This is a genomic window from Streptomyces sp. NPDC107575 (genome assembly GCF_055657265.1).
On the sequence record NZ_JBVKBG010000001.1, the window covers coordinates 1,408,516 to 1,432,238 of the forward strand.

General features: G+C 71.6%; 16 protein-coding genes and 1 pseudogene. 4 read left to right on the top strand and 13 right to left on the bottom strand.

The window, feature by feature from the left end:
* Positions 1–23 precede the first annotated feature (23 nt).
* The 11 genes from ACZ7L4_RS06595 to ACZ7L4_RS06645 all read right to left on the bottom strand — a co-directional run bounded on the left by ACZ7L4_RS06595 (position 24) and on the right by ACZ7L4_RS06645 (position 15,963).
* Positions 24–1,307: a TRAP transporter large permease gene (locus ACZ7L4_RS06595; RefSeq protein WP_472100229.1), complete on the bottom strand. Its 1,284-nt coding sequence runs from the start codon at positions 1,305–1,307 to the stop codon at positions 24–26.
* Between the two features lies 1 nt (position 1,308).
* Positions 1,309–1,917 (bottom strand): hypothetical protein, encoded by a 609-nt coding sequence (locus tag ACZ7L4_RS06600; protein ID WP_472100230.1) that lies wholly within the window; start codon positions 1,915–1,917, stop codon positions 1,309–1,311.
* Positions 1,914–4,040, bottom strand: coding sequence for a hydantoinase/oxoprolinase family protein (locus ACZ7L4_RS06605; RefSeq protein ID WP_472100231.1), 2,127 nt, complete (start codon positions 4,038–4,040; stop codon positions 1,914–1,916). Before ACZ7L4_RS06605 ends, ACZ7L4_RS06600 begins: the two co-directional genes overlap by 4 nt.
* Positions 4,041–4,082: 42 nt before the next feature.
* Positions 4,083–5,681 (bottom strand): FAD-dependent oxidoreductase, encoded by a 1,599-nt coding sequence (locus ACZ7L4_RS06610; protein WP_472100233.1) that lies wholly within the window; start codon positions 5,679–5,681, stop codon positions 4,083–4,085.
* Positions 5,682–5,740: 59 nt separating this feature from the next.
* Positions 5,741–6,829 (bottom strand): LacI family DNA-binding transcriptional regulator, encoded by a 1,089-nt coding sequence (locus ACZ7L4_RS06615; protein WP_472100235.1) that lies wholly within the window; start codon positions 6,827–6,829, stop codon positions 5,741–5,743.
* Positions 6,830–7,071: 242 nt separating this feature from the next.
* Positions 7,072–10,188: a discoidin domain-containing protein gene (locus ACZ7L4_RS06620; protein WP_472100237.1), complete on the bottom strand. Its 3,117-nt coding sequence runs from the start codon at positions 10,186–10,188 to the stop codon at positions 7,072–7,074.
* A 167-nt stretch (positions 10,189–10,355) separates the two neighbouring features.
* Positions 10,356–12,152, bottom strand: coding sequence for a glycoside hydrolase family 2 protein (locus ACZ7L4_RS06625; protein WP_472100238.1), 1,797 nt, complete (start codon positions 12,150–12,152; stop codon positions 10,356–10,358).
* A 36-nt stretch (positions 12,153–12,188) separates the two neighbouring features.
* Positions 12,189–12,812, bottom strand: coding sequence for a hypothetical protein (locus tag ACZ7L4_RS06630; protein WP_472100240.1), 624 nt, complete (start codon positions 12,810–12,812; stop codon positions 12,189–12,191).
* 6 nt (positions 12,813–12,818) lie between these two features.
* Positions 12,819–13,655, bottom strand: coding sequence for a carbohydrate ABC transporter permease (locus tag ACZ7L4_RS06635; RefSeq protein WP_472100241.1), 837 nt, complete (start codon positions 13,653–13,655; stop codon positions 12,819–12,821).
* Complete coding sequence (locus tag ACZ7L4_RS06640) at positions 13,652–14,629, bottom strand: carbohydrate ABC transporter permease (protein WP_472100243.1); 978 nt, start codon at positions 14,627–14,629, stop codon at positions 13,652–13,654. Before ACZ7L4_RS06640 ends, ACZ7L4_RS06635 begins: the two co-directional genes overlap by 4 nt.
* Complete coding sequence (locus ACZ7L4_RS06645) at positions 14,626–15,963, bottom strand: ABC transporter substrate-binding protein (protein ID WP_472100245.1); 1,338 nt, start codon at positions 15,961–15,963, stop codon at positions 14,626–14,628. Before ACZ7L4_RS06645 ends, ACZ7L4_RS06640 begins: the two co-directional genes overlap by 4 nt.
* Positions 15,964–16,222: 259 nt before the next feature.
* Between ACZ7L4_RS06645 and ACZ7L4_RS06650 the strand changes: the two genes are divergently transcribed.
* A complete protein-coding gene (locus ACZ7L4_RS06650; protein ID WP_472100246.1) occupies positions 16,223–17,266 on the top strand; it encodes a LacI family DNA-binding transcriptional regulator in 1,044 nt (347 codons plus the stop codon).
* 14 nt (positions 17,267–17,280) lie between these two features.
* On the opposite strand, the gene ACZ7L4_RS06655 is transcribed toward ACZ7L4_RS06650, so the two are convergent.
* Positions 17,281–17,958 (bottom strand): GntR family transcriptional regulator, encoded by a 678-nt coding sequence (locus tag ACZ7L4_RS06655; protein ID WP_472100248.1) that lies wholly within the window; start codon positions 17,956–17,958, stop codon positions 17,281–17,283.
* 135 nt (positions 17,959–18,093) lie between these two features.
* On the opposite strand from ACZ7L4_RS06655, the gene ACZ7L4_RS06660 reads away from it, so the two are divergent.
* The 3 genes and pseudogenes from ACZ7L4_RS06660 (at position 18,094) to ACZ7L4_RS06670 (ending at position 22,292) form a co-directional block, all read left to right on the top strand.
* The gene (locus ACZ7L4_RS06660) at positions 18,094–19,512 is read left to right on the top strand and encodes an amino acid permease (RefSeq protein ID WP_472100249.1); all 1,419 of its coding nucleotides are present in this window, start codon (positions 18,094–18,096) and stop codon (positions 19,510–19,512) included.
* Between the two features lie 29 nt (positions 19,513–19,541).
* A complete protein-coding gene (locus tag ACZ7L4_RS06665) occupies positions 19,542–20,816 on the top strand; it encodes an aminotransferase family protein (protein ID WP_472100251.1) in 1,275 nt (424 codons plus the stop codon).
* A gap of 4 nt (positions 20,817–20,820) precedes the next feature.
* Positions 20,821–22,292: pseudogene (locus ACZ7L4_RS06670) on the top strand (purine-cytosine permease family protein).
* Here ACZ7L4_RS06670 and ACZ7L4_RS06675 read toward each other — a convergent pair.
* Positions 22,282–23,721: an FGGY-family carbohydrate kinase gene (locus ACZ7L4_RS06675; protein WP_472100252.1), complete on the bottom strand. Its 1,440-nt coding sequence runs from the start codon at positions 23,719–23,721 to the stop codon at positions 22,282–22,284. The pseudogene ACZ7L4_RS06670 and the gene ACZ7L4_RS06675 sit on opposite strands and share 11 nt — an antisense overlap.
* Positions 23,722–23,723 lie beyond the last annotated feature (2 nt).

A 23,723-nucleotide genomic window follows, 5' to 3' on the forward strand; every position in this document is an offset into this window, starting at 1 on the left:
CAGCTCCTCAAGTTGCGTTGATGTCAGAGGTAGGTCGCGGCCGTGACGCACAGTCCGCCGAGCGCCACCGCCCACACGTACGGCAGAGTGCGCACCATCACCTGCTGCGGTGAGACCCCCGCGTACTGGGCGCTCCACACCGTCTGGGTGCTGGTCGGGTCGGCGACGCCGAAGACCTGGTTGTACGAAGTGGTCATGCCGAGGACGGCGACGGCCGGGTAGACACCCGTGGCGATGAGGACGCCCGCGATGCCGGCGCCGAGGCCGAACACATTGAGCGGCCCGCGGTACAGGCACAGCGGCACGAGCACGGTGAAGACGAGCACGAACAGCACCGCGTTCTGCGGGCTGACGGCCTTCACCAGCGGTTCGAGCGCGTCGACCGCGCCGGGCAGATTCACCGCGGCGAGCAGGATGCCGATCGCCACGAACAGGGTGATCGGCGGGGCGGCCACCTCGAAGCCGCCGTACAGGGTGCGCAGCAGTCGGCGGTTCATCTCGCGCGGCCGTGTCGTCGTCACCAGCGCGTACAGCACACCCGCCAACAGCGAGGGAATGATGGCCAGTTCGAAGCCGAGGGCCAGGACCAGCGGCACGACCGGTGTTAGCAGTGCGTACCACGGGGCGTCGCCCAGCGGCTTGCGCGCGCGGGCCCGCGGCCGGTCCTGCAGCGAGCGCAGCGACCACGTGTGCTCCACGCCGCGCCGCCGCGACTCGATCAGTACGTAGGCGAGGGCCGCCACCAGCGCGAACGGGAACAGCTTCACCATGAAGCCGCGTACCGTCGGGATCGGCAGGTCGAGGGCGGTGGAGAAGAACTGCCACACCGGCAGCTCGAAGGGGATGCCCACGGCGATGCCCATGAGGATCGTCCCGGCGGCCGTCACCTTCGGGACACCCACCGCGATCATCGCCGGGATCCCGATGAGCCCGGCGAGCATCGCCGCGGGCGCGGACCCGGTCACGGTGCCCACGAGCGCTGACACGGCCAGCACACCGAGCGCCACGAACACCGGCCGGTCACCGCCGAATTCGACGATCTTGCGGACCAGTGTGCCCGCGATGCCGGTCTCCTCCAGGAGCTTGCCCAGCCACGAGCCGAGCAGGATCGCGATCATCGTCGAGGCGAGCGCCGGGGCACCTTCCTGGAGGACCGTGTCCAGAACGCTGTTCTTGCCGGTGAGCGGGGCGCCCGCGAGGAAGGCGATCACCACGGCGAGCAGTACGAGCGCGAACGCGGTGGGGAGCTTGCGGCTCAGCATGGCGGCGACTCCGGCCGCCATGACGAGCAGGATGACGACACCCATGTCACTTCTCGCTTCTGTCGGGGTGTACGGCTCTGTAGGGGTGTACGGCTCTGTCGGGAGGTGTCACGGCGACAGCCAGGGCCTCCGTGAGCAGCAGGGGGCTGCGGCCCAGGCCGCAGGCGACGCGGGCGTAGGCGTGCGCGGCCAGTTCGTCGGCGCCCGCGACGTGTGCGTACACGCGGCGTCGTCCGAGCCGCAGCGCCGTGTGGCCGAGCGCCCGCTTGAACTCGGCCCGCACGCGCGCGTGGTGGAGATGTTCGTGGGCCCGCTCGTGGGCGAGCGCCGCCGCCCGCACCGAGCCCTCGGGGAACCAGGAGCGCCAGCCCCGCTCGTCGACGAGTCGTTCGGCGCGCTCGATGGTGTCGATGTACAGCTCGATCTGAGCGGGCCGGGACCGGTAGCGGGCCAGGAGACCCTCGGCGAGTCCGCCGTCCTGGTGTTCGACGATCCGCGCGCTCATGACATCGGGCGCCAGACGCGCCCCGAACTCCTCGGCGGCGAGCGCCCATTGGCGTAGCAGGAGAAGGTCCCGGCCCTCGTGTGTCGGGGTGCCGGCGAGCAGCCGTACCGCCAGGTCCAGGTCGTGGTCCCGGTCGGCGCCGCCGCTCATGCGCGGGACTCCACGACCGCCACCACCGGCTCGTCGGCCGCGCGCGACCGCAACTCGCTGCGCGCGAGGGCGAGCAGCGCGCCCGGTTCGAGCACCCCCGACAGATCGGCGATCCGGCCGCCGACGAGCAGCCGCACTGCGGGCGCCCGCGTCCCGCCGTCCCCGTACGAGGTGGCGTCCCGCACCAGCGCCGCGAGCGTCTCGCCGGCCGCGCCCACGGTCGTCGTCTCCACCCGGGCGTCCGGCGCCCCGAGCCGCACGACACCGTCCGCGTCCACGACCCGCACCGGCCGCCGCGCGGGCCGGAGGCGGCGCTTCACCTCGGTGCCGTACACGGTGTACGCGTCGGTGCACGCCAGCACGTCGACCTGCGCCTGCTGCGCCTTGAGGCTGGTGGCGGCCGCGCGCAGCCGCTCCGTGTCGTCGGCCCGGTGCGCCCGGTCCTGCGTGCGCAGCTCGGTGGCGCCGGTGGCGACGGCCCGCACGGTGCTGGTCTGCGGGTCGACGGTGACCTCGACCTCGACACCATCGGCCGCGGCGCCCTGCGCGACCACCGCCCGCTCGGCCTCGGCGCGCACGGCGAGGATCTGCTCCTGCGTGGCGCCGGGCACGATCCGCTCGACCTGCTCACGCACCAGCGCGAGGGCCACGCCGATCGGGCTGATCACCTCGTTGTGCCGGGCGATGCGCCCCTCCATGTCGCAGGTTGCCGCGAGGTGCGGGGTGACGGACGCGGCGCCGCCGCCCCCGCCGACCAGGACGGCGGTGTCGCGGTCGAGCCGGTAGTCCTTGACCATCGCGTCCACGACGGCCCGCACCTGCGCCGCGCCCGCGTCGAGCACGGCACGCGCCGCGCCCGCCACGTCGGTGCCGAGCCGGGCGGCCAGCGGCGCCAGTGCCGCCCGTGCCACCTCCTGGTCGCAGCGCGCGAAGTCGCCCTCGGGCACACGGCCGAGCGCGTTCGCCGCGCACGTCATCGTGAGCGCGAACCGGCCGCCCGCAGCGTCCAGTACGACATGGTCGGCAGGATCGCCGTCCATCGGCGCCACCGTGGCGAGCTTCGCGTCCCGCAGCTCGTCCAATGTCGCGAAACACGCGTAGGGCAGGCCCGCGATGTGCGCGCTGCGCGGCCCGACACCCGCCACCTTCCCGTCTCCGAGCCGCACCATGGAGCCACCACCGACGCCGACGGTGCGCACATCGAGCGCGTTCAGATACGAGGTCTTGCCGAGGATCGTCGCGTGCCGCACCGCTACCTTGCCGCGCCGCACCACACTGATGTCGGTCGACGTGCCACCCGTCTCCAGGAACACGCCCTCGCTGATCCGCTCCTGCATCAGCGCGCCCGCGACCCCGGCCGCCGGACCCGACAGGACCGTGAGCAGCGGCCTGCGGCGCATCTCGGCGAGCGACATGACACCGCCGTCGCAGCGCATCACCATCAGCGGCGCGCTCACCCCCGCCTTGGTGATCGAGGAGTCGACGAGTTCCGCGGTCGCCAGCATCCGCGGCAGGATCGCCGCGTTCACCACTGCTGTCCGCGTCCGCTTGTGCAGCCCGTACAGCGACGTGATCTCGTGCGCCGCCGCCATCGGCAGACCGGACGGCCGTGCCGCGTCGAGCACGGCCTGCTCCCCGTCGGGCCGGTCGACGCCGAACGGCTCGGTGGCGACGAGGACTTCGGCGCCCTCCTCCAGTACGCGGGTCACCGCGGCCCGCACCGCGTCGGCGTCGAACGGGTCCGGGACGTGCGCGTACGCGAGCGGCAGCTTCTTGCCCGGTGTGAGGTCCAGCTTGCCGAGCGCGGCGAGCCGCCGGGTGAGCACCGCTCCCGCTCCGGTGCCGATGCCGACGAGCCCGACCGTCGCCACGTCGCCCTCCAGGAGCGCGTTCGTGGCCTGCGTCGTGCCGTGCGCCAGGAAGGTGACATCGGCGGGGGTGCGGTCGACCTGGGCGAGCAATCGGTCGAGGGCCTGCACGATGCCGTGCGCGACCCCGTCCTCGTGATGATGGCTCGTGGGCACCTTCACCTGGCCCACCAGGTCGAGCGTCGCGGCGTTGACGGCCACGGCGTCCGTGAACGTGCCGCCCACGTCGATCCCGACGCGTATCCGTGTGCTCATGTCGTACGCACCTCCTTGTGCGTTCGCCTGCTGGATGGAAGGTCAGTAGCCGCGCACGTCGGGCCAGTGCCGCTGCACGCCCGCCCGGTCGAGCAGCCGCCCGAACTCGTCGAACCGCTTGTCCTCCGCCTGCACCTGGTGCGGGGACACGTCCTCGGCCAGGCAGTGCGCGGCCAGCGCACCCGCGATCTCGCCGATGTTCCACTCCACCGGGTGCAGCCGGTAACAGCCGTTGGTGATGTGGGTGGTGCCGATGTTCTTGCCGGCGGGCAGCAGATTGCGCACCCGGCGGGGCACCAGCGCGCCCAGCGGGATCTCGAACGGCACCGAGCCGACGTCGATGTAGTTGTCACCGCCCGTCGAAGGGTGCAGGTCGATGCGGTAACCGCCGACACCGACCGAGTCCCGGTAGCGCGTCCTGCCGTACGGGCCGACGACATCGATGGAGACGTCCTGCTCCACGACCGTCGTCACCGCCTTGATGCGGCGGGACTCGCGCACGTACGGCGCCTTTGCGAGGCCGTCGGCCGTGCCGGTCACGTCGGGGCGGATGCGCAGACCCGGGAAGCCGGTGCCGCCGTCGGGACGGGGGGCCTCGGTCTGCAGCCAGTACAGGACGGACAGCGACAACTGCCGTGCCTCGCGCAGCGCTTCGGCCTCCTGTCCGATGTACGGCTTCAACCAGTAGTCGTTCAGCGGCCAGTTGACGAGCGTGATGTCCGAGTCGAAGGCGCCCGGCCGGTGCAGCTTGCGGGCGAGGATCCGGCGGAAGCCCCACAGCTCCTTGTCACCGGCGTCCGCGCTCTGGTCGGCGCTCACGGCGAGCGGATCGAGCTCCGGGTTCGGCACGAAGGTGCGGGGGACCGCCTCCAGGCTGCGCGGGTCGGGGGCATCGAAGCCGAGCAGCGGGCCCGGCCAGAAGTCCGGCCGGTACGAGCGCCAGAAATCGTAGTCCTCGGGCCGTTCGATGGTGTGGTCCTCGCCCCCGTGGTGCGAGAGCGCGAAGCACACCGTGATGCCCTGCTGGTTCTCCGGCTGCGCCTCGGCCGGCGCGTGCGGCTCCCCGAACTCCGCCTGCGCCTCGGCCCCGTTGGCGTGCTCGACGTCCGCGAGGGCGAGCAGCTCGCCGGTCTCGGTGGCGTCGATGACATACGGAGCGGTGAACCCGCGGACGACGCCGGTGCGCAGATCCCGTACGGAGACCGCGGTGATGACATCGTTGTCCGACTCGGCGGACACCGCCTTGTGCTCCGTCAGAACGGTCAGCAGACCGCTCGCCCGGTGCGGCGCGAGCATCCCCTCCAGGACGGCGAGCGCGATCCGCGGCTCATGGCACAGTTTGCTGACCCGGCCCGCGCCTGGATTGAACTCGGGCAGCGCGAGCGCCTCGCCGCGCAGCGGATACCACTGCCGGTAGTACGCGCGGATGCCCTCCCGCAGCGCCCGGTACGAGGCAGTCGTGCCGAACTGCTCCACCCACGGGTGCTCGTCCGGCGGCACGGCCTGCGCGGTGAGCTGCCCGCCGATCCAGTCGGTCTCCTCGGTGAGCACCACACGGCGCCCGGCGCGGCAGGCGGCAAGCGCCGCGGCGACACCACCGAGGCCGCCGCCGACGATGAGGATCTCCGGTTCGGGAAACACATGACTCCTTCGTGCTGTTCGTGTCGCTGTGTATGGGTGTGCTGATGCGTGTGTGCGGTTCAGGGGCGTGGCGCCGGTCCGGCCGTCGCCCCGGCCCGGAACTCGCAGGCCACCAACGGCTCGTCCGCCTGCTCGCCGGCCACCTGGGCGGACAGCAGGCGCACCGCCGCCGCGCCCAACTCGTGCCGTGGCACGTCGAAGCCTGTCGGGACGGGCCCCTCGGCCAGCTCCGGCGGCGGGCTGCCGAGCAGAGCGAGGGAGACATCACCGGGACACGAGAGTCCGGCCTCCGCCACCGCAGCCTTCAGGGCCTGCCACGCGGCCCCGGTGTCCGTCTCCTCCGCCACGAACGCGGTGACACCGCCGGCGACCAGTTCCCGGACCCGCTCGGCCGTCACCTCGGACGCCGGATCGGCGCACCGCAGCACGGCGTCGGGGCCGCCCGCGATCCCAGCCTCGTCGAGCCCGTCGAGGAAACCCTGCTGACGGTCCGTGGAGGCGGGGGCGTCGTCGTCCTCGCGCACGAGCACGATGCGGCGATGCCCCAAACCGGCGAGGTGTGCCACCACGTCACGGCTCGCGCTCACGTAGTCGGCGCCCACCCAGGCGAGCCCCTCCAACTCCTCCCGGCGGCCGAGGTGCACGACCGGGAACCCGTCGGCGACGAGCCGCTTCAGTTCGGCGCGCGGCACATGCCGGCCGAGGAAGAGACAGCCGTCGGCGAGTCGCACCCGGCTGAGCGCGTCAGGACCGCCACCGCTGGAGGCGGTGAACAGGACCAGGTCGTAGCCGCGCGCCGCGGCCTCCTGCTCCACGCCCACCAGGAACGGGTAGTACGAGTGCTGCACATCCGTCGGGAACGTCGACGTGAAGCTGAAGACGCCGAGCAGGTTGTTGCGGGCGGCCGCCAGACGGCGGGCGGCGGGGTCGGGGACGTAGCCGAGGCTGCGCGCCGCGTCGAGGACCCGCTGCCGCGTCTCCTCGGAGATCGTCGCGCCCTTGCCGTCGCGGCGGGCGTTCAGGACCAGCGAGACGGTCGCCTGCGAGACACCGGCTAGCCGCGCCACCTCGGCCTGCCGGGGACGGGACTTCCGGCCCGCCGGAGCGGGGGCACGTCCCGGCTTCGCCCGCTTCCTGGGTTGCTCCACGCCTGCCGCTCCTCGGGTGTCCGTGGTTGGTAATGCGTATTAGGTAATGCGCATTAACGGGTACTGTGCGGGCGCTGCCCGGGTGGGGTCAAGGGGTTGTGCGGAGATTTCCGAGGTGCAACGAGTCGGCTGGGCAGGCCCGTTGAGCCCGCCTTGAGTCCGTCTTGGCCCGCCTTCAGGTACGCCGAGGAACCCGGCCGCACGCGGGTGACCGGGTTCCTCAAGCGGCGGCGGTACGCAGGTCAGCGCACGGACAGCCGCACCAGCCGGGCGTCCGTGGCCCGTTCGCCGGTCACCTTGAACGCGACGTAGCGGGCCGTGGCCGAGTCGAGAGACAGCGTCCGGTCCGGGCGCTTGCCGTCGAGGCGGCCCGCGACCCGGTAGTCGATCCCGTCGGCACTGAGTTCCACCTCGGCGGCGGGCGCTCCGCCGACCGTCCACTCGGCCTCCACGCTGCGCAGCGCGACCGCTTCGCCGAGGTCGACGACCAGTCGCCCACCGGGCCCAGGACGCCACGATGTGCCGCGGTCGCCGTCCAACGCCGCGGCCGGGTCGGACATGCCCTCGGGCAGCGGGCTGGTCGGGAAGACGGTCCGGCCGAGCGCGCGGTCGTCCAATGGGAAGGCGGTGGCGCCGGGGAGGTGCAGCGTCGTCTCCCGCGCACGGGACACCGTGGCGACAGCACCGCGTCCCTGCGCCTCGACGCGGACCTGGCACGTGGCGCCGGAGAGCCGGAGGGTGGCGCCGTCGACCACACGGACGCGCAGACCGGCGGGCAGCCTCTGGCCCGGCAGCGGAGCCAGCGTGAACCGGGGAGCGAGCAGTGCCGCCTCCGCCGCGTCGAGGTCCGCCCGGTAGGTGACACCGTCGTCGGTGACGCTCTGGTCGCCTTGGAAGACCGTGCGACGGCCACCCGACTGCGGGACCTCGACCGTGGTGGTGACGCGCCCGCCCGACAGATTGAACAGGCTCAAGTGGCCGTCGGTGAGGGCTACTTGCACCTCATCGGACTCTGTCGTGGCGGAGGGCTTGCGGGCCAGCGCGCGCAGGGCGCTCGCCGACGAGTCCGCGAAGCCCTCGACCACCACGGGCGCCGCCGGGCCGTCCGCCGCCGTGATGGTGTCTCCGTACACCGCGATCGGGTGCTTGCCACCACGGACGACGAGCCCGGCCCTGCCGTCGATGTCGAGCCAGCCGCCCCGGCTGCTCACGTCCGGCTCCGGCCAGGTGGCGAGGTCGTCCCACGTCTCGCCGTCCGTCGAGCCCTGGATTCGGTAGGCGCGGCCCGCGGCGGCCTCCCAGCGCAATGTCACCCGGTCAACGTCGTGCGTCGCGCCGAGGTCCACCGCGAGCCAGCTGTCCGCGCGCGGACGGTCGGCCTTGGAGACGGCCCAGCGGGTCGTCGCGTCACCGTCGACGGCCAGGCCCGGCTCCTTGCCCGACTCGCTCGACGACGCGGTCGCCGTCCCGCCGCGCGCGAGATCCGCGCCGTCCGCGCCGTCGCGTACCTCCAGGGCGAACAGCGAGTACCCGTACGTCGGATCGGGCCGCACCCCGAGCATCCGGATGTGCCGCACCGCCGTGCGCGGCACATCGACCGTGTCGACGCGCGCCGTCGGGCCCCCGGACCCATCCCCGGCCCGCACGGTCGCGCTGCCCTCCTCGAAACGGTACGTGCGCGACCCGTCGAGGCCCGCCATGCCCGGCATCGTGAGGTTGTGGATCTCCAGGTGGCCCTCGCCCGCGCCGGTCCCGTTCGTCGCGTAGACCACCGAGCCTGTCGGGAGCGTGGCGAACCCCGCGTAGCCGCCGTCGAGTCGGAGGACGCTCGCGCTGCCGTCGAAGCCGTCGCGCAGGGACTCGTAGAGCCGCACCGAGCGGCGGGACACCTTGCCCTTGGAGGAGGGCAGGAACATCGGGGTCGCGCCGCTCAGCTTGAACAGCCAGTCGTCGTGCGCCGGCTGCCAGGCGAACTTGACGAAGCCGGGCTTGCTGACGGCGCCCGCCCACGCGGATCGTGTCTGGTGCGAGACGAGACCGGGCCCTGCGCCGAAGTCCGTGACCCCGGACGCGTGGGCGAACAACTCCTCCTGCGAGTACGGGCGGACCGGTTCGCGTCCCTCCGCCGCCGCCCACACATGCAATAGATAGCTGATGGCCAGCTCGGCGCGTGCCTCCGGCTCGTACTTCGGCTCCCCGGAGAACTTGGCGAGGCGGTGCTCCGGCGGATACTTCTGGTAGGCCTCGAGCCGCTCGGCCAGCGCCTGCTCGGCGCGCGCGGCGGCCCGGTCGCCCACCACCTGCGCGAAGAATGCCAGCGGGATGACATCCCGGCCGTACAGATGCTCGCGGTCGTTCACCATCGGCATCAACGGCTCACCGGCGTCGCTCATGACACCGAGGAGCGTGCGCCACAGCGGCTCGGCGTTCGGCTGCTTCGTCAGCACCTCGGGCAGCGGCCGGCCCGCCGCCAGGAAGTGCGCGGCGTTCCGCCCCGAGGTGCGCCACAGCTCCTCCTGGTAGTGCGGGCCGAAGGAGCCGTGGTTCTCGACGATGAACGTGTCGTACAGGTTCCGCGCGGTGTTGCGCGAGACACGCACCCCGTCCACGAGCGCGGGGTTGGCGAGGTCGGCGGGCGGAAGCCCGGCCTCGTTGCGCGACCATGTGCCGTAGCCGGAGTCCCAGTCGGAGTGGCGCGGGTCGTCGGTGGCCCAGGCCAGGGCGGGCGCGAGGGTCTGCGCGTACAGGCCCATCTCCTCCAGCTTGGTGTCACCGACGTGGCCGCCCTTGAGCCCGTTCGGCGTCCAGTCGCCCGAGTCGGGGTCGTCGCCGGTTCCCAAGGACGTGGTGTACGCGGCCTGTTCGCGCGTGATGGTGTCGATCCGGTCGCGCGTCGTGGCGTCGAGGTCGTCCCACAGGAGGCGCGCGGCGAGCACGAAGTACGACTGGAAGGTGGTGTCGAAGAACAGCTTGCGGCCCCACTCGGTGCCGCCCGTGAGCCGGTTCGACGCCGCGAAGTGCCGGAGGGTGGCGAGCGTGCGCGCCTTGAGGGTGTCCCGGTCGATGCCGGCCCGGTCGCCGTCGTACGTGCCCTGCGTCAGCAGGACCGCGTTGCCGAGCACGACGGCGAAACCGAAGTCCTTCGCCGTGTAGTGGCCGAGCGCGGCGTCCCACTGGGTCTCGGACCAGCGGGTGTGGTCGAGCAGCACCCGGTGGTAGATGGCCGCGATGTCGTCCGGGGGAGCGGACGAACGGCCCGCCGCCCGCGCCGGGTTCGCCCCGGTGAGGGCCGGGAGGGCGGCCATGGCGCCGGTGAGGCCGACGGCCTGCAGGAATCTGCGGCGGTGAAGGTGCGGCATGGGCGGGACCTCTTTCGCGAATCACGAGACAACGTTGTCAAGTAGCAGGGGGTCAGTATTCGATTCCTGGCCCGCAGGCGTCAACGGTCGGGCGAGGAGGGCGAGATGACCGGTGTGTGCCCGCCGACGACGTGGCGTCCGCGGGCACACACCGGCCGTCACCGAGGTCAGCGGCGGGTCCGGGTGAGGATCGCGCGGAGTTCCGGCACGGGGATCTTCGGTGTGCGGTCCGCCGTGAGCAGGCCGTTGACCTCCTGCTCGGTGTCGGTGAACTGGGTGTAGCAGAATCCGGCGAGCCCCGAGTCCACGGCGGCCCCCACCAGCGAGGACAGCCGCTCGGCGAAGTCCTTCTCGGTGGCGACGGTGTCGTAGCCGAACCACTCGGCGCCCTCGGCCGGTTCGAAGGTGGCGCCGCCGAACTCGCTGAGGACCACGGGCTGCCCCTCGTGGCGCACGCCGTCCAGCGTGAGGCGGCGGACACCGGGCCACCGCTCGGTGAACCCGCCCTGGCGCAGCGACGCGTGGCCGTAGCGTTCGCGGAGCACATCGGCGCGCTGCGTGTAGTCGTGCACGCCCCACATGTCGGCGGCGGAGATCTCCCAGCCGTCGTTGGAGACGGCGGGCCGGGAGGGGTCGAGGGCCTTGGTCAGGTGGTACAGGGCGTCCATGAAGTGGCGCTGTTCGGGGACGAGCGCCGGATTCGGCACGGACCAGGACTCGTTGAGGGGCACCCAGGCGACGATCGAGGGGTGACTCAGATCGCGCGAGACCGCCTCCGTCCACTCGGCGACCACCCGCTCGACGGTGGTCGCGCCGAACGCGTACGCCGACGGCATCTCGCCCCACAGCACGAGGCCGAGCCGGTCCGCCCAGTACAGGAAGCGCGGATCCTCGATCTTCTGGTGGATGCGCAGCCCGTTGAGGCCGATCTCCTTGGCGAGTTCGGCCTCCCGGCGCAGCTCGTCCGCCGACGCCGCGAGGTGCGAGCCCGGCCAGTAACCCTGCTGCAGCGCCAGCCGCAGGAAGTACGGCTTGTGGTTGAGGAGGAAGAGCCCGTCGTCCCAGCCGATGTCGCGCAGCCCGAGGTACGACGACACACGGTCGACGGCCGCGCCGTCCCGCGCCTCGGCCGCCTCGACCGTCGCGTCCACGAGGTGCGGGCGCTCGGGGCTCCACAGCACACCGTCCAGGTCCTGGCCGTTGCGCAGCGCGGGCACCGCGATGTCGAACGTCGTCTCCTGCCCGTCGGCGAGGGTCCGCTGGTCGGCGAGGACACGCTCGCCCAGCGTGAGACGCACCGACACTCGCACGGGCGACGCGGGCCACCGGCTCAGGCGCACCCGGCACCGTACGCGGGCGTTCGCGACGTCGGGAGTCCAGTGCAGCGTCGTCACATGCAGCTCGGGCACCTCCTCCAGCCACACGGGCTGCCAGATCCCGGAGGTGCGGTGGTACCAGATGACGTGCGGGTCGCGGTGCCAGTCCTGCTTGCCGCGCGGCTGCGTGACGTCGAGCGGCTGGTCCTCGGCGCGCACCACGACGACGTGGGCGCCGTCCCGGTCGAGGACGTCGGTGACATCGCAGGTGAAGCCGGTGTGACCGCCCTCGTGGCGGCCGACCAGGCGGCCGTCCACCCAGACCTCCGCCCGGTGGTCGACCGCGCCGAAGTGCACCAGCAGGCGGCGGCCCGCGGCGGGCCGGGTGACGTCGATCGTGCGCCGGTACCAGAGCACGGGGTGGAAGCCGGGGTCGCGCACCCCCGACGCCTCGGACTCGGGCGGGTAGGGCACGGTCACCACGTCGGTGTACGGCGCGGTGACGTCCGGATCCATCCAGCGCTCCGAGCGGCCGCGGTCGGCGTCGTCCCGGGCGAACCGCCACGGACCGCAGAGGTCGTGCCAGTCGGGGTCCCGGACGAGCTGCGGCCGGGGGTGTCCTGCGACGTCGAGGTGGGTGTGAGACAAGGAGAACTCCGGTGGTGGGGTGCGCTGTTCGGGGTGTCAGGGTGCGGGCCGGCCGGTGGGGGAGCGGAGGTCGACGGCCGTCGCGGCGAATGCCAGCGGTCCTGGCAGCAGCGGGACGAGCATCGGCATCGCCCACGCGAGGAGCGCGGCCAGGACGACGGCGCCCGCGAGGAGCAGGCTGCCGCGCGGATCGGCCAGGGAGCGGACGAGCCCTTCGCGCGCGGACAGCCGGTGCGGCTCCTCCAGCGCCGTGGCCCGCAGCCCCACCACGGCCGCGCCCAGAGCGAGCAGCAGCAGTGCGGGTGCCAGGACCCGGGCTCCCGGCAGTCCGCTGCCGACCAGCCGGCTGTCGAGGAACAGGAGCAGGGCGAAGAGCGGCGGGACGAACCCGGCCAGCAAGGCCCTCGCGCCGAGCCGAGCGCGCAGCTCGCCGACGTACCCGCGGACACTGATCTGGACGCCGCTGCGCGCTGTCCCCCGCAGGGTCGCCGACGCCGCGGAGAAGGCGGCCGGCGCCGTGACCACGGGCAGACAGGCGACGCTGGTCAGCAGGCCGACAAGCAGCATGTCCGCGAAGAGCGAGAAGCCGCCGCTGAACACCTCACCGGGCTCCCGGCGTTGCCGTCCCGCGCCCCGGGGCGCGACAGGTGTGTGCGTCATGGTGTCTCAGCCCTTCAGTCCGGAGGTCGCCATGCCCTGGACGAGATAGCGTTGGAAGACGAAGAAGAACAGCACGATCGGCAGCACGGAGATCACCGACATGGCGAACATCGGCCCGTACGCGGAGGTGCTGCCCTGGTCGACGAAGCTGCGCAGGGCGAGGGTGATCGTCGACTTCTCCGGCGAGAACAGATAGATCATCTGCGTGAAGAAGTCGTTCCACGTCCAGATGAACGTGAAGATGGCCGTGGTGATCAGCGCCGGACGGCTGAGCGGCAGCGTGATCGCCCAGTAGGTGCGGAAGGGACCGCAGCCGTCGATCCGCGCCGACTCCTCCAGATCCCGCGGAATGCCCCGCATGAACTGCACGATGAGGAACACGAAGAACGCCTCGGTGGCCAGGAACTTCGGCAGGATCAGCGGCCAGAACGTGTCCGTGAGGCCGAGCCGGTTGAAGATGATGTACTGCGGGATCAGCACGACGTGGTGCGGCAGCATCAGCGTCGCCACCATGAAGCCGAACATCGGCCTGCTCATCCGGAACCGCAGCCGCGCGAAGGCGTACGCGGCCAGCGAGCAGGACAGCACGTTGCCGAGGACGGAACCCCCGGCGATCAACAGGGAGTTGCCGAGCAGCCGGCTCACCGGAATGCCCGACACACCTTCGAGGGCGGTCGTGTAGTTGCCCCACTCCAGATGGCTCGGCCACAGGTCGAGGCTCGCGATGACCTCGTCGGCCGGCTTCAGCGACGTGGCGAGCAGCCAGGCCAGCGGGTACAGCAGCACCAGCAGGCACACGGCGGCGACGGTGTGCGGCACCCACCGCTTCGCGGCGATGTTCATCGGGCTGCCCCCTCGTTGTCATCGGCGTAGAAGACCCAGGACCGGGACGTCCGGAAGAGGATCAGGGTGACCACGCCGATCGCGATCAGCAGCAGCCAGGCCATCGCCGAGGCGTAGCCCATGTGCGAGGCCGTGAAACCGCGCTCGTACAGGTACAGCGTGTAGAACAGCGTCGAGTCCGCGGGCCCGCCCTCGCCGCCGCTGACGGCGAACGCGGGGGTGAACACCTGGAAGGAGTTGATGACTTCGAGGACCAGGTTGAAGAAGACGACCGGGGAGAGCATCGGCACGGTCACCGAGACGAACTGCCGCCAGCGGCCCGCCCCGTCCAGTGCCGCCGCCTCGTACAGATCGGGCGAGATCTGCTGAAGACCCGCCAGGAAGATGACCATGGGCGCGCCGAACTGCCACACCGTCAGTAGCACGATCACGTACACCGACAGATCGGCGTTGCCGACCCAGCCGCCCGTGTGGATGCCGATGGTGTCGAGGGCGCGGGAGATCGTCCCGCCGTCGTTGAACAGGGCCCGCCACACCAGGGCGATGGACATGCTCGCCCCGAGCAGCGACGGGGCGTAGAACGCCGAGCGGTAGAAGGCCCGGCCCCGGCTGAGGTTCTTCAGGAGCATGGCCACACCGAGGGCGAGGCCCAGCTTCAACGGGACGGCCACGACGACGTACAGCATCGTGGTGCCGACCGACCGCCAGTAGCGGGGGTCGTCGGTGAGCATGTCGGCGTAGTTGCGCAGCCCGATCCACTTCGGCGGGTCGAACAAGTTGTAGTCCGTGAACGACAGATACAGCGACACGGCCATCGGGACGAGCGTCAGGACGACCGCGCCGATCATCCACGGCGAGAGGAACACATAGGCGGGCCACTGCTTCTCGCGCACCCGACGGATCCGGCCGCCGGCCGCCGGCCCCTCGGAATTCGGGCGTGCGGGGGCGGGCGCCTTGGTGGTGAGTGCGCTCATGACCTCAGCTCCTTGTTGGCCTCGTCGATGAGTTCGCGTGCCGCCTGCCGGGGTGTGGCCCGGCCGTAGATCATGCGTTGGTGCACGCGCGTGAAGGTGGGCTGGATCGCCAGGTCGGCGGGCGGCGGCGCGGTCGGCGGCGCGTCGAGGCCGTACTTCTCCATGGTCTGCGCGTACCGGAAGATCTCCAGCTCGGCGCCCTCCAGTGTCCTGCCGACGCGGGCCGCGATCGTCCGGTTGGGCGGGGTGGACCGGGAGAACCCGAGGATGTCGCCCGCGCGTTTGTCGTTGAGCAGGAAGTCCACCAACTGCGCGGCCTCCTTGGGGTGGTGGGTGTGCGCGCCGATCCCGAGGAGCATGCTCGGCTTGAAGTACGCGCCCTGCCTGCCGTCGGTCGTGGGCACGGGCGCGTAGTGCACCTGGTCGCCGAGCAGGTCGACATAGCCGGGGAAGGGGGCGTCCCACGTGAAGTCGGACGCGGCGAGACGGCGGCCCATCGGGGACATTTCGGTGTTCGTGGCCTGCACGGTGTCACGGGGCTCGGCGATGGCGCCGTCCTTGCGGAGGCGGTCGTAGAGCGTCCAGAACTCGGTGAGGTCGTCCTCGGTGAAGGCGAGTTCCGTCTGGCTCTTGTAGAGCTTGCGGCCGCGGCTGCGCAGCCAGTCCTCGAAGATGTCCTCGTTGCCGCCGCCGTCGTTGGCGCCGCGCAGCGGACGGCCGTCGGGGGACTTCAGGCCGAGCGCGGTGACCTTCCTGTTGGCCTCGGCCCACTCCTGCCAGGTCCAGTCCGGGCGGGGCGTGCCGATCCCGGCCTGCTTGAAGATCTTCGAGTCGTAGGCGAATCCGGTGATGCCGCGGCCCATCGGCAGGGCGTACTGGCCGCCCCGGTACGTGCCGGTGCGCAGGAAGCTGTGGTCCATGTCGGACGTGTCGACGGTGCCGCGCTCGATGACGTCGTCCAGTGACATCAGCGCGTCGCCGCCGGCGTACTGGGACACCTGCCGGTAGTCGAGCTGCACCACGTCGGGGATGCCGCCGCCCGCGGCCTGCGTCGCCAACTTCTGCAGGTACGCGCCGAATTCGCCGTTGGACGTGCGGACGGTGACGCCGGGGTGCTCCTTCTCGAAGAGGCGCACCGCCTTCTCGGTGCGCGCGGCACGGTCGTCATTGCCCCACCAGGAGAACCTGAGGGTGACACCGCGCGACGTGCCGCCGCTCGCGGTGGAACAGCCGGACAACGTACCGGCCAGCGCGGCACCGACCCCGGCGGCCGCGGTGGTCAGGACGGCCCGGCGGCTGGGGCGGTGGCGCGGGCCGCTTCGGGGTTCGGGCATGGGGGGCCTTCCAGAAAGGGAGGGACGGGTGAGGGGCGGCGGGGCCAGGTGACCTCTCGGTGAGGCAGGCGTGTGGGGCACCGTGGGTGGCGCGCAGGTGCTGCGGTGCGCATCGACGGCGACGGATTCCAACGTTGTAACCAGTGGGTGTCACCGCGGTCAACCCTCTGACGCGAAGGAACTCGGGCCGGGTCCGGGGCTGTGAACGGTGGTCTGCCGCATGCATAATCGGGGAGAACCAGGTGAGGGGAGTCGGGTGGTGGCAGCAGTGACGCTCAAGGACGTCGCCGAGCGGGCGGGGGTGTCGATCAAAACTGTTTCCAACGTTGTAAGGGACGCGCCGCGGGTGTCGGAAGCGACGCGGACCCGCGTGATGCGCGCCGTGCGGGAGCTGGGATACCGGCCGAACCCCTCGGCCCGCCGGCTGCGGACCGGGCGCAGCGGCCTGATCGCGCTCGCCGTGCCGGACCTGGCGACGCCCTACTTCGCGGAACTCGCCCACCATGTGCGCACGGAGGCCGCCGCCCTCGGCTTCACCGTCCTCATCGAGGAGACCCTCGGTGACACCAAGGAGGAGCTCCGCCTCGCGACGGGCGTCGGGGCATCCCTCCTCGACGGTGTGATCCTCTCGCCGCTGCACGTCTCACCGGACGAACTGGCCCCCGTCACCGACCAGTTCCCCCTCGTCCTCCTCGGCGAGCGCAGCTACGAAGGCGACCGGGTGGTGGCGGACCATGTCCTCATCGACAACGTGGCGGCCGCCCGCGAGGCCACCGCACACCTCGTGGGCCTCGGCCGCACCCGCATCGCCGCGATCGGCGTCGACAAGGCCGGCTCCGCGACCAGCCGCCAGCGCCTGGAGGGCTTCCAGCGGGCGCTGCACGACGCGGGCCTGACCTACGACCCGCGCCTCGCCCCCCAGATCAAGGAATTCGACCGCCGCAACGGCCTCCAGGCGATGCGCGCCCTGACCGAACTCCCCGCGGATCGGCGCCCGGACGCCGTCTTCTGCTTCAGCGACCTCCTGGCCGTCGGCGCCCGCCGCGCCCTGCACGAGGCGGGCCTGACCACCCCGGACGACGTGGCCCTGGCCGGCGTCGACGGCTCGGAGGAGGCCCGCTACGGCACCCCGTCGCTGACCTCGGTGGTCCCCGACAAGTCGGCGATCGCCGCACTGGCGGTGAAGTGCCTGGTCAACCGGGTCCGCGCGGAGGAGCCCCCACCGTTCGAGGTGCATGTGGCACCGCACTGGCTGGAGGTGCGGGAGTCCAGCGGGGGCGAACCGGAGCCGTTGGAGCCCTGAGCGCGCCCCGCCGCTCACCCCTCGAAGGACGCCGCCAGGATTTCCTGCACCCGCGCCGCGTTCGACGCGATGTGATGCCGTGCCTCCCGCTGCGCGCGCTCCGCGTCGCCCGCGCGGATCGCCGCCATCAGCGGTTCGTGCTCGCCGAGCAGCCTGCGCGGGTTCTCGTTCTCCCGCTCGTGGGCCGACAACGCCATGAGGTAGAAGCGCAGTTCACGGGTGAGTCCGGCGTAGAACGCGTCGAGGCGCGCGTTGCCGAGCGTCGCCACGATCGCCCCGTGGAAGGCCAGGTCCGCGGCCACGATGTCGGCGCGCCGCAATGAGGCCGTGACCGTGACGAGGTCCTCGTACGCCGCCTCGACGGAGGCGAGTTGGGCCGTGTCGAGGGGCGCCGCGAGCGCCGCCGCCTCCAGGTGCTCGCGCGCCGTGTAGAGCTCGTCGACGCTGCGGGGCGTGGGGGAGATGACCACCGCCCCGCGGTTGGCCTGGAACCGGATCAGTCCGCCGTGCTCGAGGAGCCGGACGGCCTCGCGCACCGTGTTGCGGGCGATGCCGAGCTCGGCGGCGATGGCGCTCTCGCGCAGCCGCTCGCCCGGCCGGAAGGACCCGGCGAGGATCCGCTCCGACAGACCGTCAGCGATCTGCTGCGCGGTCGTGGTTCGCTGGGCCACCAGCCCTTCAAGTGCGGTCATGGGCGTCATCGTAGCCATCCCGCGACCCCTGGTGCCGGACAGTAGAACTGTTCTACAGTTGCGCACTGCTTCGGCCGATCACGGCCCGTCGCCTGCGTGACCCACTGAACCGATGCGGCAGGAGGGCCCTCAACAGTGCGGACAACTCGCGAGAACGACAGGATCGATCCGGGTGACGGCACGGCTCCGGAGCAGCGGCCGCCCTCCGACGCGCCCCGCACGCTCAGGCAGCGTCACGTCCGGATGATCGCCCTCGGCGGCATCGTCGGCGCCAGCCTCTTCGTCGGCAGCGGCGCCGTCATCCACACCGTGGGACCGGCCAGCATCCTGTCCTATGCCCTCGGCGGCGTCCTGGTCATCCTCGTCATGCGGATGCTGGGCGAGATGGCGACCGCCTCGCCGACCCTCGGCTCGTTCATGGAGTACGCCCGCACCTCGCTGGGCGGCTGGGCCGGATACACCATCGGCTGGCTGTACTGGTATTTCTGGGTCGGCGTCGTCGCCTTCGAGGCGGTCGCGGGCGCCAAGCTGCTGATGCTGTGGATACCCGGTGTCCCGCAGTGGACTCTCTCGCTCATCCTCATGACACTGCTGACGGCCACGAACCTGGTGTCGACCCGCTCCTTCGGCGAGACCGAGTTCTGGCTGGCCTCCATCAAGGTCGTCACCATCGTCGTGTTCCTCGTCGCGGGCACCCTCTTCGCCCTGGGGCTGTGGCCGGACGCCACCCTGTCCGTGGGCAATGTCGCGCTCGACGGCTTCGCCCCCAACGGCCTCTCGGCCATCCTGCACGGTGTCGTCCTCGTGATCTTCTCCTACGTCGGCACCGAGATCGTCACGATCGCCGCCGCCGAGTCCGACAACCCGGTGAAGTCCGTCGTGAAGGCGACCTCCTCCACGGTGTGGCGCGTCATCATCTTCTACGTCGGGTCCGTCACGCTGCTGGTGATGATGACGCCGTGGGACCGGATCCCGGTCGAGACCAGCCCGTACGCGGCGGCCTTCGGCAAGATGGGCGTCCCCGCGGCGACGACCGTCATCAACGTCGTGGTCCTCACCTCCGTCCTCTCCGTGCTCAACTCCGGTCTCTACACGGCCTCCCGCATGCTCTTCGCCCTCCAGCGCAACCGGTGGGCGCCGCGCTGGGTCGCCCACCGCAGCCGCAAGGGCACGCCATGGAAGGCCATCCTGGCCTGCACGTCCGTCGGGTACGTGGCCGTCGCCATGAGCTACGTCGCCCCGGACACGATCTTCAACTTCATCATCAACTCGGCGGGCGCCGTCGGCCTGTTCGTCTACGCGATCATCGCCGGCTCGCAGTTGCGCATGCGGCGGCAGCTGGAGCGCGAGGCTCCCGACCGGCTCAAGCTGCGCATGTGGGGCTACCCGTACCTGAGCTGGGCCACCCTCGCGGCCATCATCGTGGTCCTCAGCTCCATGCTCCTGGTCCCCGACGCCCGCTCGCAGCTCTACCTGAGCGTCCTGAGCCTGGCCGCGATCCTCGTCACCTACGTGCTCGTACGGTCCCGGCGACACGGCTCCACCACACACTGAACCGCCCCCCACCTCTCACGGAGAACCCCATGGCCCAGGAGAACCCGCCCGTCCTGCCCGGCCCTGCGCTGTGGAGCGCGCAGGCCCACCTCCCATCCGTCCTCGGACGCCAGCTGATCATCGAACGCGCCGAGGGCAGCTACCTGTTCAGCACCGACGGCCGCCGCCTCTTCGACGGCACCGCCGGACTGTGGCACGCCAATGTCGGCCATGCGCGCCCCGAACTCGCCGACGCCGCCCACGACCAGATGCGCCGCCTGGAGACGTACCACGTCTTCGGCCGCTACCTGAACGACCGCGCCGTCGCCCTCGGTGAACGCCTCGCCGCCCTGTCGCCCATCGACGACCCCAAGGTCATCCTCAACAGCGGCGGAAGCGACGCCATCGACGTCGCCTGCAAGCTCGCCCGCAGGCACTGGCAGCGCGAGGGCCGCGCGGACAAGACCATGATCCTCAGCCGCGAGTTCGCCTACCACGGCCTGCACGCCTACGGCACGAGCATCGCGGGCCTGGACTTCAACAGGACCGGCTACGGCACCGATTCCCTGGTCCCGGAGACCGCGCGCGTGTCCACGGACGACATCGACGCGGTCGAACGCACCGTCCGGGAGATCGGCCCGGAACGCATCGCGGCGATCGTCGCCGAACCCGTCCAGGGCACCGGTGGTGTCATCGTGCCCGCGCCCGGCTACCTCGAAGGCCTGCAACGCATCTGCCGCGAGCACGACATCCTGCTGATCATCGACGAGGTGATCACCGGCTTCGGGCGCACGGGCCACATGTTCGCGACACAGCGCTACGGCCTCACACCCGACCTGATCACCTTCGCCAAGGGCGTCACCTCCGGCTACGCACCACTCGGCGGTGTCCTCGTCGCCCCGCACATCTGGCAGCCGTTCTACCGGGACGCGGACGACACACCCATGTTCCGGCACGGCGCCACCTACTCCGGGCACGCCACCGCCTGCGCCGTGGCCCTGCGCAACCTCGACATCCTCGACGAGGAGAAGCTGGTGCCCCGGGTCGCAGAGCTCGAGCAGGTCCTCGCCGACGAACTGCGGGTCCTGAACACCCGGGAGTCCGTCGTCGAGACACGGGTCGCGGGCCTGCTCGGCGGTGTCGCCCTCGTCGACGACATCAACGCGGAGGCGGTCACCGACGAACTCGTCGAGCTCGGCTTCGTCACCCGCCCGCTGCGCGGCAACACCGTGCAGATCAGCCCGCCGTTCATCACCACTGACGAGGAACTGCGCGGGCTCGTCGCGGCCATCGGCACGGTGCTCGCGGCACACGAAGGCCGGTGACGCGATGCCGACAGCGCAGGAGCAACCCTCGGGCGGCCTGGTCGAGTCGCGCTCGATCGACGTGGTGCCCGACGAGGAACGCCACGGCACCGCGTTCAGCCAGTTCACCCTGTGGGTGGGCGCGAACCTGCAGATCACGGCCGTCGTCACCGGCGCCCTCGCGGTCGTCCTCGGTGCGACCGCGTTCTGGGCGGTCATCGGACTCCTCGTCGGCAACCTGCTCGGCGGCGCGGTGATGGCCCTGCACTCCGCGCAGGGCCCCCGGCTCGGCCTCCCGCAAATGATCTCCTCGCGGGCTCAGTTCGGGGTCCGCGGCGCCGTGGTGCCCCTGGTCCTCGCGGTGTTCATGTTCATCGGCTGCACCGCGAGCGGCACCGTCCTCGCGGGCGAGGCGGTCGGCGAACTGACCCACCTGGGGCCCGTCGCGGGCATCCTCATCTTCACGGTGGTCACCGCGGTGGCCGCCGCCGTCGGTTACCGTCTCATCCATTCCTGGGCCGTCTCGCCGGCGTGGTGTGCGGCGTGGCGTTCGTCTACCTCGGCGTGCGCCTCCTGCAGCACGACGACATGGGCACGGTCCTCGCCGACCACAGCTTCGCCCTGCCCGCCTTCCTGCTCGCCGTCTCACTCTCCGCGTCCTGGCAGCTGTCGTTCGGCCCGTACGTCGCCGACTACTCGCGCTACCTTCCGCGCTCGACCTCGGCCCGCGCGACGTTCGGCTGGACGCTGGCCGGGACCGCGCTCGGCGCCCAGTGGTCGATGGCCTTCGGAGCCCTTGCCGCGGCGGCCGCGGGGGAGGCCTTCGTCGGCCACGAGGTGACGTACGTGGTGTCACTCGGCGGGGCGGGCCTGATGGCGGCGCTGCTCTACTTCGTCATCGCCCTCGGCAAACTGACCGTCACCGTCCTCAACACGTACGGCGCGTTCATGTCGACCGTGACGAGTGTGACCGGGATGCGGCGTCGGGGCGCGGTGCCCCACCGGCTCTCGCCGCGCGGGCGGGTCGGCTACATCGCCGCGATCATCGTGGTGGGCGCCGCCCTGGCCCTCGCCGGGCGCGGCGACTTCCTCAACACGTTCTCGACGTTCCTGCTCATCGTGCTGGCCTTCTTCACCCCGTGGAGCGCGGTGAACCTCGCCGACTACTACCTGGTCGCGAAGGAGCGCTACGACATCCCGGCCCTCAACGACCCCGACGGCCGCTACGGTTCCTGGCGGGCGCCCGCCCTGGTGTCGTACGGAGTGGGCCTGGTCGTCCAACTCCCGTTCATGGCGACGGACCTGTTCACCGGCCCCTTCATCGCCCCGCTCGGCGGCGCGGACATCTCGTGGATCGTGGGTCTGACCCTGCCGGGAGTCCTCTACTGGTTCCTGTCCCGCCGCGAACGGCACCGGATCCCGGACCGCATGATCTACCCGCAGGACGTGGCGCAGCGCCCGGCGCCGGCCGAGCCGTCGGCCCAGCTCACCCCGTGATGTCCCGCAGCCGCCGGTAGATGCCGTCGGTGTGTCCCCGTACGTCCCGGTGCACCGCCGCGAGCCGCTGGTACAGCGCGTGGTGTGCCGGGTCCGGGGTGAACTCCTCGCCCGGCCGCACCATCGCCGCGACCGCGCTGTCGAAGTCGGGGTGCACGCCCAGACCGACCGCCGCGCAGACGGCCGCGCCGAGCCCCGCCGCGCTGTCCGCCTCCGAACGGCGGGCCGGGACACCGAAAACGTCCGCGAAGATCTGCATCAGCAGATCCGAGTGCGAGCCACCGCCCGACACGATCAACTGCCGGTACTCCGTGCCCAGTTCGCCCGCCATCCGCTCGCCCGCCTCGTGCACGGTCAGCGCGAGTGCCTCGAGGATCGAGCGGTAGATGTGGTACCTGCCCTGGCGGCCGTCGAAGCCGAGGATGCCGCCCTTGCGGTACGGGGCGTCGGTGGGCGCCAGCCAGTCGAGGACGGTGAGCAGCCCCTCGCTGCCCGCCGGTACCTTCGCGGCCTCCGCGTTGAGGTGGTCCTCCACCGGGACACCGGCTGCGCGCGCCTTGGTGACCGCCTCCTCGCCCAGCAGGTCGCGGTACCAGCTGACCGTCCACATGCCGCGCCGCACACCGTCGCTCTCGTACAGGTACGCGTGCGGCGTGGCGGCGTAGTTGGTCCAGAACCCGCTCGCGTCGGGGACGTTGCGCGGCCCCGTCGTCATGCCGGCGACGTACGTGCCGAGCGAGACCAGCAGCGTGTCCGCGCCGCGCAGCCCGCAGCCGAGCGCCTCCACGGCCTTGTCGTTGGCCGTCGCCACCACCGGGAGCCCGGCCGGGATGCCGGTGTGGGCGGCAGCCTCCGCGGTGAGCGCCCCGAGCACCTCGCCCGGCAGCACCAGGTCGAACAGCATCGTCCGCGGAATCCCGTACTTGGCGAGCTCCGCCTCGTCCTCCGTCCACCGCCAGGTGTCCGGGTCCAGAGGCCACATGCCCGCGTAGTTCGCCGCCGTGTCACGCAGCTCCCCGGTCATCCGGTGTGTGAGGTAGCCGGACGACGTGGTGACATGTGTGGCGGCCGGGTCCGTGTGCTCGTACGGGCGCGAGACCCGCTTGTCCATCCAGCTCATGACCGGCTGCGCGAGGCTGCCGTCGGCCTTCAGGACCGCCCGGCAGAACCGGATCGTGCACAGGCCCACGCCCACGATGTCCGCCGTGTCCCCGGGAAACGCGGCCAGTGCCCGGCGGCTCGCCGCGCCGATCGACGTCCACAGGTCGTCCTCGGGATGCTCGACCACGCCGGGGCGCGGCGTCGCGTAGGGGCGCAGGCTCTGGCGTCCCTCGCTCACGGCGCGGCCGTGCTGGTCGAAGACGGTGACCTTCGTCGACTGCGATCCGTTGTCGATCGCCACGAAGTAGCGCGGTCGGGTGCTGGGCATGC